Source organism: Pseudomonas syringae group sp. 247E2 (genome assembly GCF_032587795.1).
GTDB classification, from domain to species: Bacteria; Pseudomonadota; Gammaproteobacteria; order Pseudomonadales; family Pseudomonadaceae; genus Aquipseudomonas; species Aquipseudomonas amygdali.
Window position 1 is genome coordinate 49,191 of the sequence record NZ_JAWHPK010000005.1, and the last position, 12,115, is coordinate 61,305.

Here is a 12,115-nt window from a genome sequence, read left to right on the forward strand (position 1 = left end):
GATTCAAAAAGATACAGCTTGAAACAGGGCTCCCATAAAACGCCGACTGGTCATTCACTGCAACACTTTTTATCTAACGATAGCCTTGCGCCTGCAGATCGAACAGCGCGGCGTAGCGCCCTGCGGCGGCGATCAGGCTGTCGTGATCACCGCGCTCCAGCACCCGCCCATGCTCCAGTACCACGATATGTTCGGCGTTGCGCACACTGGAAAAACGGTGGGAAATCAGCAGCGTCATGCGTCCCTTGGCGTACTCGCGAAAGTGCTCGAATACCGCAGCTTCTGCCCCGGCATCCAACGCGGCAGTGGGCTCATCGAGAATCAGAATATCGGCATCGCGGCGCATATAGGCGCGTGACAGCGCGATTTTCTGCCACTGCCCGCCGGACAGCTCCTGACCGCCTGCGAACCAACGCCCCAATTGTGTGGCGTAACCCTTGTCGAGTTGTTCGATAAACTGCGCTGCCATGCCTTGCGCAGCGGCTTCGCGCCAGCGGGTTTCGTCGTGAAAGGCATGGGTATCGCCGACCCCGAGGTTTTCACCGACCAGAAACTGATAGCGGATGAAGTCCTGAAAAATCACGCCGATGCGCGACCGCAGGGCGTCTTCGTCCCAGTCCTGCAGATCGCTGCCATCCAGCAGAATGCGGCCTTGGTCGGGCTGATAAAGGCGCGTCAGCAACTTGATCAGGGTGGTCTTCCCCGAGCCGTTCTCGCCCACCAGCGCCACGCTACGACCCGGTGCAAGATGCAGATCGATGTTTTCCAGTGCTGCGCGGCTGGTGCCAGGGTAAGTGAAGCTGACGTTCTCGAAACGCATGCCATCGCCGGGCAGCGCACCCTGGGTCAGGCTGCCAGCAGACGGCGTGACCGGCTGACCGAGGTAAATGTACAGGTCGGCGAGGTACAGCCCGTCCTCGTACAAACCACTGATCGCACTCAGGCTGCTGCTCACAGCGGCCTGCCCTTGCTTGAACAGCACCAGGTACATGGTCATCTGCCCCAGGGTAATACGCCCATGCACCGCATCGACCACCACCCAGGCGTACGCCAGATAGAACGAAGCAGTGCCCAGCAAGCCGAGCAGAAAGCCCCAGCCATCACGGCGCACGGTCAAGCGGCGGTCTTCGGCATACAACCGTTCAAAGGTGTCGCGATATCGTTTGAGCAGCAGCGGCGCGAAGCCGAACAGCTTGACCTCTTTGATGTAGCCCTCGTGGGAGAGCAGTGTTTCGATGTAGTTCTGCCGACGGGTTTCCGGAGCACGCCGGGTAAACAGGCGGAACGCGTCGCCGGAAAAATGCGCCTCGGCAAAGAACACCGGCAATGCGCCGAGCACCAGAATCAGCAACGCCCAGGGCGAGAAATGCACCAGCAGTACGGCAAAGCTGATCAGCGAAATGAGGTTTTGCAGCAATCCCAGGGATTTGGTCACCAGTGCCAGCGGCCGTGTCGAGGCTTCACGCCGGACGCGCACGAGCTTGTCGTAAAACTCCGAGTCTTCGAACTGCGACAGTGACAGGGTCTGGGCCTTCTCCAGAATCAACGTATTGACCTTCTGCCCCAGCAACACCCGCAACAGCGCCTGCTGCACCGACAGCCCGCGTTGCGCACCGGCCAGCAGGGCCAGTACACCGGCCTCAAGCAACACATAACGCAACACCGGCCATAAAGGAGCCTCGCCAGTGCTGGCATGCAGTTGCATGGCACTGACCACCGCATCGACAATCCGCTGCCCCAGCCAGGCGGCCAGCGCGGGCAGCAAGCCTGCCACCAGCGTGGCAACGATCAAGCCAACGGAGAGCGCTCGGGACGTGGTCCAGACCAGATGCATGGCCCGTAAGGCCTGCTGCATGAACGACGTGAAGCGTTTGAAAACCGGCATACGTTAAAAAATCCTGAAGAGCCTTACATATAGGGGGCAGTTCACTGGAGCGCTCATCGTTATACACAAAGCCTTGAGATGACTATCGTGCCAATGCTCCGCGTTGGCATGCAGTTCGTGACGCTCTGCGTCACACATCTTCAGTCTGGTGAAACAGCAGGCGTAACCGGAGCTCAGGCCAGCATCTCGTACGGCCTGAATCAGGTGTCAAGGCTCTAATGTGTGACGCGGAGCGTCACGAACTGCATTACCACGCGGAGCGTGCTAACGATAATCGATGTGTGATCGCTTATTCCGGACTCACCCTCACTTCGGCGCACGCAGCACACAGCGTTCGCGGCGGTCGTCGACGCGCTCGGCGAACCAGGCGGTGGTCAGGTTGCGGGTGATTTTCGGGCTTTTCAGGGTGATGCCGGGCAGGATGGCTCTTGGCAAGGGCTTGCCTGCTGCCTTGTCCGCCAGTGCAAACATCTTGCTGTACAGATCGGTCTCTTCGAACTCCAGGGTATCGCCCTGCTTGAGCTGGTTCCATATCTGTGACTTGTTCATGCCCAGCCGGTCAGCCAGGGTTCGCACTGCCAGCTCGGTGGAGCCTGGCGAGGTGGAGTCGAAACGAATCAGATCGCCATCAAGCGCCAGCTCGATGCCGGTCGCACGACTCACCGCGTTCTGAAACGCGGCATTGCGACTGGCGTACCAACCGGCATTGAAATCGGCAAAGCGGTACAGGGACTGGGTGTAGTTCACCGGGTAACCCAGTAGATGAGCGATGCCGAAATACATGCCGCCACGGCGAGTAAAGACTTCGCGTCGGATCGAGCCATCCACCGTGTAGGGATAATCTTCCGCATGCTTCTCGGCAAAGGCGATGCTGACCTGCATCGGGCCGCCGGTCTTGACCGGGTTGAAATTGCCGAACAGTGCCTGGCCCAGCGGTACCATGCCGATGAAATCATCAAAGATCGCGCTGAGGTCTTTCTCTGTGCGGGCTGAATCGAGGCGCTTGCCATAGGTCTTGCCGTCTGGTGAACGTACGCGCAATGCAGTGGCTATCAACGCATTGGGGATATGCAAGCGCGCCGCGCGGCGGTTTATTTCGGCACGGGCAATGCGGCCCATGTCCGGCACCGCAGGGTCGACCTGAAAGGTTGACTCCTGTTCGGTCACAGCCAACACCGAGCACAGGTTTTCGGTGGTCATCGGAATTTTCTGCGCGGCAAATGCGGCATGGATATCCGTTGCCCACGCCTGCCGATCCGTAACAGTGGCAGGCATCAGGCGCACGATCTGCGCACGCGCCTGTTCCGGGCTCAGTTCCGGTTCCTGCACACGCTGGGTGCCACAACCTGCCAGCACCAGCAGCCCGACGCTCAGCATGAGCGATTTGCTTAGCCTTCGATTCAATCCATGACTCCTGCCAGGTTCGCGCTTTACCGCACCGTTCACTTCAGAAGGCTTTAAAACACCGACCAGTCGATCCTCGCGCTGAGTTTTTCCAGCGCAGCCATACCGACAAGGGAATTGCCCGCCGCGTTCAACTCCGGAGACCACACACAGACCGAAGCGCGCTCCGGCACAATCGCAACGATACCACCCCCTACTCCGCTCTTGCCTGGCAGGCCGACGCGATAGGCAAAGTTACCGGCTTCGTCGTAAAGACCGCTGGTGGCCATGATCGAATTGACCTGAGTGGCCTGGCGTGCGGTGAGTATCTGCTCGCCACTGTGAGTGCAGAAGCCCTGATTGGCCAGAAAACCGAAGGCCTTGGCCAGATCAATGCAATTCATGCTCAGCGCGCAATGGTGGAAATAGCTGCGTAGCACGTCTTCCACATCGCCATGAAAATTGTCGAAGGACTTCATCAGATAGGCCGCTGCGGCGTTGCGCGAACGGTGCTGGTATTCGGATTCCGCAACTTTGGAATCGGAGGTGATCGCCCGGTTGCCGCACAGGCGTCGAACGAAGTCACGCATTGACAGCGACGGCGCCGCAAACCGTGCCTGATTGATGTCGCAGATCACCAGCGCGCCGGCGTTGATGAAGGGGTTGCGCGGCCTGCCCCGTTCGAATTCCAGCTGCACCAGCGAGTTGAACGGCTGGCCGGAGGGCTCGTGCCCCAGGCGCTGCCAGATGTCCTCACCGGAGTGCCCGATGGCCTGCACCAGGCTGAACACCTTGGAAATACTCTGTATCGAAAACTGCGTTTCGGCATCACCGGCGCTGAACACCTGGCCGTCGTTGCCGTACACCGCAATGCCCAGTTGATCAGGCCGCACCCCGCCCAGCGCCGGAATGTAATCGGCCACCTTGCCCTGACCAAGCAAGGGTCTTACTTCATCGAGGATTTCGTTCAGCAGGTCTTGCATGTGTGCGCCCCTTGTTTTGGCTGCGCACACTACACCAACCCCAGGCGCCTCGCATCACTGTGTTGCAGGCTCAGTCCCGGTAATCGGTGCCGCTACGCTCCAGCTCGCGGATCAGCGCATTCCAGTGTCGGGCGACACCTGGACCATTACCGTCCTTAATGGCCTTGGCCTGCTCTTCCACTTTGGCGATGACCTCCCGGGGCGGAAACACCAGCTCTGCGTTGCCGGCAGACTGCGCTGCAATCTGGATGTTGCAGGCGTACTCGAGGGCATGCAGCTGCTGGAATGCGTGCTCTACACTCACCCCGCCGGTGAGCAAGCCGTGATTGCGCAGGATCATCACGCTCTTGTCACCCAGGTCCGCGACCAGTCGTTCACGCTCGCTCAGGTCCAGCGCAATGCCTTCGTAACCGTGATAGGCCACGCGCCCGGAGAAGGCAATGGAGTGCTGGGAGATCGGCAGCAATCCGTCCTTTTGCGCCGACACTGCGATACCGTCACGGGTGTGGGTGTGCAGCACCGCTTGCAGGTCATGGCGCGCAGCGTGAATGGCACTGTGAATCACGTAACCGGCGTAGTTGATACCCAGCCCTGTCGGGTCATCGACAATCGTGCCGTCGATGTCGACCTTGACCAGATTGGATGCGGTGATTTCATCGAACAACAGGCCAAACGCGTTGATCAGAAAGTGCTCGTCCGGCCCCGGTACCCGCGCCGAGAAGTGTGTATAGATATGGTCGGTCCAGCGCTTGAGCGCGGCCAGCCGATAGGCCGCCGCCAACTTGACCCGGACTTCCCATTCCTGCGGCGAAACCCTGTCACGCACACTGCCGCCACCCGACGGCGTAGTACCTGGCTGGAGTGGCAAAGCGCTGACGTTGCTCATAATGTTGCTCCTTGGTGACTGCTGACTGGCCAGCCAGACTAGGCGCATTACAAATCAATTAAAAATCACATTTACTTCTAAGTTAATTATAAAAAACAAGAATATTAAGAACGACTGGTGTATAGGCTTCCCAAGCGCATCAGGCGGTCTATTCATATTCGTTAAGGTTATTTAAATAAATTTTTATATAGCGATATGCTCCAGAAAATTTCGTTTCCGTTTTGGAGCCATGCATGTCAAAACCTGCCCCCTTTCTACCTCGTTTCAGCCGTCTGGCAGCGGCCATCGGGCTTAGTGCCGCGCTACTGACCGGAACGCTGATTGCGCCCGCCAGCGCACAGGCTGAAGGCGAAATTCGCATCGCCGAGCAGTTCGGCATCGTCTACCTGCTGCTCAACGTGGTGCGCGATCAACAATTGATCGAGAAACACGGCAAGCAAGACGGCCTGGAGATCAAGGTGGACTGGACCCAACTGTCCGGAGGTTCGGCGGTCAACGATGCGCTGCTGTCGGGCTCCATCGATGTTGCCGGTGCAGGGGTTGGCCCGTTGCTGACCATCTGGGACCGCACCAAGGACAGGCAGAACGTCAAGGCGGTCGCATCGCTGGGCAACTTCCCCTATTACCTGGTGAGCAATAACCCCAACGTCAAAACCATCGCCGACTTCACCGAAAAGGACCGCATCGCGGTGCCGGCAGTCAGTGTTTCAGTGCAGTCACGCTACCTGCAATTCGCCGCCGCAAAACTTTGGGGTGATAAGGAATACGCACGCCTGGACAAGTACACCTTGAGCCTGCCGCACCCGGACGCCGCCGCCAGCCTGATCGCGGGTGGCACCGAATTGACCGGGCACTTTTCCAACCCGCCCTATCAGGATCAGGAACTGAAAAACCCCAACGTGCATGTCGTGCTCAACACTTATGACCTGCTGGGGCCTAACTCTCCCACCGTACTGTTCGCCACCGAGAAATTTCGCAACGAAAACCCGAAAACCTACAAGGCCTTCATTGAAGCGCTGGCCGAGGCAGAAGCTTTCGTCAGTAAAGACATCGGGGCTGCCGCCGACATCTACCTGCGCGTCACCAAGGCGAAGATCGACCGTGCCGAACTGTTGAAGATCATTCATCAGCCGGAGTTTCAATTCACCATCACGCCGAAGAACACCTACCCGCTGGCCGAGTTTTTGTACCGTGTCGGCGCGATCAAGAACAAGCCAGCGTCGTGGAAGGATTACTTTTTTCAGGATGCCACCCCGTTGCAGGGCAGTTGAGTTCTCGCACTGATCCTTATACGCAACAGTCGCTCGGCGTATAGACAAGTCCGGATGACGGGCTTCTGCCCGGAGGGCGTGGGAGCGTCGCCCGGTCCGCTCCCACGGCCCTCGGCCAGAATCAAGAGCGGACTTGTGTATCACGCGAAGCATTGGGACGACAATCAGCGACAAATCAAATTACCAGTTGTACGTCACCTTGCCGTAGTAAAACGCCCCGCTATACCCGTAAGGCGAGAACGTGCTGTAAGCCAGGTTGCCGCCGCTGGACGAGAAGTCGTTGAGCTTTTCGGGGTACTTGTCGGTGACGTTATCGCCGCCCAGGGTGAAGACCCAGTTCTTGAGTGTGTAGTCTACTGCGAGGTCCAGCAGCCACGCAGCGCTGAAGGTCTGATCGTTGACCTTGTCGGCCTGGTAGCTGGTGAACTCGCCGTAGCGAACCAGGTTGGAATGCAGTGCCCAGTTACCGAACGTCAGATCATTGCCCAGCGTCAGTTTGTGCTGCGGAGTGGTGTCACCCAGCAGACCGATGCGCTCCCTGCGATCCACCCGAACCAGATTCACCCCTAACTGATCGAGAATCGCCGGGTTGGCTTTCACGTCGGTGACTTTAGTGTGGTTGTAGTTGTAGCCCACTGTGCTGTTCCAACGGACGCCGTTATCGAACTGGTAGCGGTAATTGGCGACCAGATCGACACCATCGGTGCTGGTGTCTGTGGCGTTGGTGAAATAGCGCGCGCTGGTGTAGTTGATATCACCCACGCCATTGCTGCGCAGGTAGTTGATGGCCGTGTTGTTGAGCACCAGGTTAGAGGACAGCGAGATACGATCCTGAATATCGATGCGATAGACGTCGGCGGTCACAGTCAGGCTGTCCAGTGGCTGGAGCACCAGGCCCAGGCTGTAGTTGCGCGACTTTTCGGGCTTGAGGTCTTCGGCGCCTAACAGTTGCGCAACGTTACTGCCGGCCGGAAACGTGCCCGCTTCCTGGATAGTGTTGCCAATCAGTTGTGACGAGGTAAAGGTGAAATTCTGCTGCGCCAGTGAAGGGGCGCGGAAGCCTGTCGATACGCTGCCTCGCAAAGCCACCTGCGGGGTGAAGTCATAACGCGCCGAGAGCGAGCCGCTGACGTTGGAGCCAAAATCGCTGTAGTCCTCGTGGCGAACGGCAGCCGACACACCGAGCTTCTCGGTCAGGTTGGTTTCCACATCCAGATACTGGGCGAAGTTGTGTCGCGAGTAGCTGCCTGCATCGGCGGCGCGGAAGCCGCCCAGCCCGGAACTGCCGGTCTGAAAATACGACTCGGCCTGCCCCGCCTCGATCTGATAACCCTGGTGCAGGTATTCGGCGCCGAACGCGACCGACACCGGGTAAGGCAGCCATGCCGCGCTGAACTCCCGCGACAGATCGAAGCCAAGTTGCTTCTGATCGTTGGTCAGCGTGCCGTTATCGAACGAGCGCGGCGTGTTCAGGCCAAGTGACGTATTGATGGTTTTGGTGCGCAGTTCATAGGTATTTTTCCCGTAGTTGGCAGACACGTCGTAGTGCCAGTCATCCGCCAGCTCGCCGCGTAATCCCGCTACCAGCGAGGTGTCTTCCAGCGTGCCGTTAATCAGTGGCAGATAACCGTTGGGGTAAATCGCAGCGATGTTGTTGGAGGCGTTGCTCGGCCGATAAAACGCGGCCGTTTCACCACGGCGCTTGCTGTAGCCACCGAAGCTGTAGAACTCCGCCGCATCGTTGAAACTGTACTCGGCGTTGTATTGCAGCTTGCCCTCGTGGGTTTGCGGCTCACCCTGACGGAACACCTGCTGACCGTAAGTAGTGGAACCTATGCTGGAAGTACGAAAATCATCACCGGCACGGTTGGTGTAGTCGTTGTTGGAGCCTTCACCCGACAGGTTCAACGTGCCGTTGTCGCCCAGCGCGAAACCGGTGTTGCCGGACACCTGACGCTGAATCCCGTCGCCCTTCTTGTATTGGCCGTATTTGCTGGAAATCGAGCCGCCATGATCGGCGCTTTTGAGGATGATGTTGATCACCCCGGCAATCGCATCGGAACCGTAACGCGCTGAAGCACCATCGCGCAGCACTTCGATGTGGTCAATGGCAGACAGCGGAATGGCGTTCAGGTCGGCAGGTGCCGAACCGCGTCCCACCGCCCCACCCAGGTTGACAAAGGCCGATGTGTGGCGGCGCTTGCCATTGACCAGCACCAGCACCTGATCCGGCGACAGCCCGCGCAATTGCGCCGGTCGGGTCAGCTCGGCACCGTCCACCAGGCTGGGCCGCGGAAAGTTGATCGAAGGGATCAAGCGCGCCAGCACCGTGCCCAATTCGCTGGAGCCGGAACTGCGCAGGCTGTCGCCGGAAATCACATCGATGGGCGACAGCGAAGCACTGGCGGTGCGCTCCTGCGCCCGAGTGCCGGTAACGATTACCGTGCTCAGGGTGGATGCGCCCTGGCTGTTTTGCTCATCTGTTGCCTGTGCAGCATGAGCGCTTGCACTGATGCCTGCGACGCTCAGCAAATTGGCTGAGAAAATCGCCGTTGCCAATACACTCCGTTTGAAACTCCCCATACCACTACCCCTTGAAAATCCTTGATCCAGAAACTCTGTTCTGGTTACAACGAGCGATCCGTGCGGCGGACGGTAGCGATCATTACAGTGTCTGATTGGTGTTCCGGAGGTCCGATGCTTTATAGCTTAATGACATTGATTTAAATATTTAAATATCAATAAAGAATAAGCATCTACATTTGTGTCCAGACTGAAAAATGCCGGAAGCGCGGACAAAAAAAGGCCGCACCTGCCTGAGGATGCGGCCCAAAACTGATGAAGCTGATGGACGAAGAATTGCTTACTTTGCGGTGATCACCGACAGTTTGGTAATGCCTGCGCGTTCGATGGAAGCCATGGCTCGTGCCACTTCGCCGTAATTCACGCCATTGTCCGCCTGCAACTGCACGCGCACGTCAGGGGCCTTGTCCTTGGCCGCCTTGAGGCTGGTTTCCAACAGATCTGGTTGAATTTCATCCTTGTTGATGAACAGCTTGCCCTGCCCGTCGATACTCACCACTAGCGGGTCTTTCTGTTCCACCGGCGCAACCGATTCGGTCTTGGGCAGGTTGATCGGAATCGAGTTGGTCAGCAGCGGCGCGGTCACGATGAACACCACCAGCAGCACCAGCATCACGTCCACCAGCGGCGTAACGTTGATCTCGCTCAGCACTTCATCGGTATCTTGTGTGGAGAAAGCCATCTCAGGATGCCTCCTTCACTTTCTGTCCAGCCTGCCCGCCTGTAGCGCCAGACTTCAGGACCGGATGCAGCAGCACGCGAAATGCACTCTTCTGCGCCAGGCTATAGAAGTCGTGGGCGAAGTCATCCAGGTCGGCAGCGGTCAGTTTCAGGCGCCGCAGGAAGTAGTTGTAAACCAGTACCGCAGGCACGGCGACGGCGATGCCGACACCGGTTGCCACCAGCGCTGCGCCGATAGGACCGGCAACGGTTTCCAGGCTTGCCGAACCGGCAGCACTGATACCCTTGAGCGCCGACATAATGCCCCAGACCGTACCGAACAGGCCGATAAACGGCGAGGTGCTGCCAATACTGGCGAGAATCGCCAGACCGGTCTCCAGCGAGCGGCGCTCCCGAACGATCTGCTGACGCAGGGCACGTTCAAGGCGGTCCTGATGGTTGATGGACTGACTGAGGTCGTTAGCCTGCGCGCCGTCCGGCACCTGAATGGCGGCGTAACCGGCCAGCGCAACACGAGCAGCAGCGCCGGGCTGTTCCTGGGCCAGTTGCGCGGCCGAATCCAGGCTCGATGCAGCCCAGAATTGCTTGTGGAACTTGCGGTCCTGGGATTTCAGGCGCGAGAACTGCACACCTTTGAGCAGGGCCAGGCCCCAGGTGGCGACGGAAAAAATGACCAGCAGCCAGATGACCGCGTGTTCGATGGATTCAAAAGGCGAAGCAAGTAGGTTCATGGCGCAGCTCTCTTTATGAACGAAGTCTGAACAAGGCATTGGGGTGTATCGCGATGCGCCTTTGGTTCAGGTAGCTCGCCGGGTCAATCGAATATCGTGTTTATTGGAACTTGAAACGTTATTTGATCTTGAAATCGATCGGCACACTGACCCAGCCGTCCTGGGCGACGTCGCCTTGTTTGGCGGGCACGAAACTCCAGCGCTTCACCGCTGCCAGCGCTGCGTCATCCAATTGATCGCGGCCGCTGCTTTTCTGTATCTGAATCTCGCCGGGCTTGCCGCTGGCCAATACATGGACGCGCAACAGCACGGTGCCTTCCCAGCCGCGGCGCATTGCCAGCGACGGGTATTCCGGTGCCGGGTTGCGCAGATAGCCAGCGCTGGCAGAAGCCGGAGTTACCGGTTTTGGCGCGGGCGGTGCGGGAGCGGCAGGTGCAGCGACAGGTGGCGCGGGCACCGGTGGGGCCGGTTGCTCGACCGGTTTTGCCACTGGCTTGACGACCGGTTTGACCACCGGCTTGGGCGGCTGCGGCTTGGGTTTTGGAATCGGTTTGGGCGGTGGCGGCTTGACGGCCAGTTCATCTTCGACCGGGGGCGGCGGCTCGACCACAGGCTGCACGACAGGCTCGGGCGGTGGCGGCGGCGTCTCCACAACCGGCGGCGCGGGCTGAGAGAACTCGATGGTCATCGGCGGGATTTCCGGCGGCACGACCGGCAATGCGGGTGTCGGGTTCTGGCTCAACCAGTAGATGACCGCGCCATGAAATACCAGCGCCAGTGCACCCAGCAGAATGGCTTCGCGTCGTCCAAGTATGGGTTTGGGGGTGCTTTGCAACCGCGATAACGCCAGAGGCGCACGGAAAGGACGCCCCAGATCGACCAGGTCGCCACTCGGCGTCTGGCGCCAGGGCACATCATGTGCGCTGGCTGCGGTCTGGACATTGCCCATTGATACACTCCTGCATTTTCATGATAAAAATCCAGGTTCTGTTGGTATCAGTCACCTTTCCAAAGTTGATGTGGCAAGGCAATCATCGCTGAAAGAGGCTTGTTCCTGAAAAGAATATTTGGTTCGCCGGTTAGACTTTAAATGAATATATGAATCAGCGCAGACCGTGATGCGAGAGCGTGAGGAACGATAACCTCAACTATCGTGCGACGCAGAGTTGTGACGCGGAGCGTCACGAGAGGCATTCCCACGCTGGAGCGTGAGGAACGATAGTCGTCAGGTAGATCAACTATCGTGCGACGCTCCGCGTCGCATGCCGTTCTGGACGCTCTGCGTCCTCTCTTGAATTGCAGTGCGGCGCAGAGTTGTGACGCGGAGCGTCACGAGAGGCATTCCCACGCTGGAGTGTGAGGAACGATAGTCGTCAGGTAGATCAACTATCGTGCGACGCTCCGCGTCGCATGCCGTTCTGGACGCTCTGCGTCCTCTCTTGAATTGCAGTGCGGCGCAGAGTTGTGACGCGGAGCGTCACAAGAGGCATTCCCACGCTGGAGCGTGAGGAACGATAGTCGTCAGGTAGATCAACTATCGTGCGACGCTCCGCGTCGCATGCCGTTCTGGACGCTCTGCGTCCTCTCTTGAATTGCAGTGCGGCGCAGAGTTGTGACGCGGAGCGTCACGAGAGGCATTCCCACGCTGGAGCGTGAGGAACGATAGTCGTCAGGTAGATCAACTATCGTGCGACGCTCCGCGTCGCATGCCG

At 58.7% G+C, this 12,115-nt stretch carries 9 protein-coding genes; 1 reads left to right on the top strand and 8 read right to left on the bottom strand.

Going from position 1 to position 12,115, the window contains the following annotated elements; translation table 11 throughout:
- Nucleotides 1-73 precede the first annotated feature (73 nt).
- From RYC18_RS06235 to RYC18_RS06250, 4 genes are all read right to left on the bottom strand, one after another.
- Nucleotides 74-1,885, bottom strand: coding sequence for an ABC transporter ATP-binding protein (locus RYC18_RS06235; protein WP_004665547.1), 1,812 nt, complete (start codon nt 1,883-1,885; stop codon nt 74-76).
- 306 nt (nt 1,886-2,191) lie between these two features.
- On the bottom strand, nt 2,192-3,262 hold the full coding sequence (locus tag RYC18_RS06240; RefSeq protein ID WP_016980408.1) for a DUF1615 domain-containing protein: 1,071 nt from the start codon (nt 3,260-3,262) through the stop codon (nt 2,192-2,194).
- An 80-nt stretch (nt 3,263-3,342) separates the two neighbouring features.
- Nucleotides 3,343-4,251 (bottom strand): glutaminase B, encoded by a 909-nt coding sequence (gene glsB, locus RYC18_RS06245; RefSeq protein WP_002553827.1) that lies wholly within the window; start codon nt 4,249-4,251, stop codon nt 3,343-3,345.
- A 70-nt stretch (nt 4,252-4,321) separates the two neighbouring features.
- Complete coding sequence (locus RYC18_RS06250; RefSeq protein ID WP_002553828.1) at nt 4,322-5,137, bottom strand: class II aldolase/adducin family protein; 816 nt, start codon at nt 5,135-5,137, stop codon at nt 4,322-4,324.
- Between the two features lie 233 nt (nt 5,138-5,370).
- Between RYC18_RS06250 and RYC18_RS06255 the strand changes: the two genes are divergently transcribed.
- Nucleotides 5,371-6,408, top strand: a complete 1,038-nt coding sequence (locus RYC18_RS06255; protein ID WP_016980406.1) for an ABC transporter substrate-binding protein — start codon at nt 5,371-5,373, stop codon at nt 6,406-6,408.
- A gap of 180 nt (nt 6,409-6,588) precedes the next feature.
- Here RYC18_RS06255 and RYC18_RS06260 read toward each other — a convergent pair whose 3' ends face one another.
- From RYC18_RS06260 to RYC18_RS06275, 4 genes are all read right to left on the bottom strand, one after another.
- Entirely contained in the window at nt 6,589-8,991 is a 2,403-nt protein-coding gene (locus RYC18_RS06260) for a TonB-dependent receptor plug domain-containing protein (protein WP_016980405.1), read from the bottom strand.
- A 280-nt stretch (nt 8,992-9,271) separates the two neighbouring features.
- A complete protein-coding gene (locus tag RYC18_RS06265) occupies nt 9,272-9,673 on the bottom strand; it encodes an ExbD/TolR family protein (protein WP_002553831.1) in 402 nt (133 codons plus the stop codon).
- A 1-nt stretch (nt 9,674) separates the two neighbouring features.
- Complete coding sequence (locus tag RYC18_RS06270; protein WP_002553832.1) at nt 9,675-10,403, bottom strand: MotA/TolQ/ExbB proton channel family protein; 729 nt, start codon at nt 10,401-10,403, stop codon at nt 9,675-9,677.
- 118 nt (nt 10,404-10,521) lie between these two features.
- Nucleotides 10,522-11,352 carry an energy transducer TonB gene (locus tag RYC18_RS06275; protein ID WP_005779650.1) on the bottom strand — a complete coding sequence of 277 codons (831 nt, stop codon included), beginning with the start codon at nt 11,350-11,352 and terminating at the stop codon, nt 10,522-10,524.
- Between the last annotated feature and the right edge of the window lie 763 nt (nt 11,353-12,115).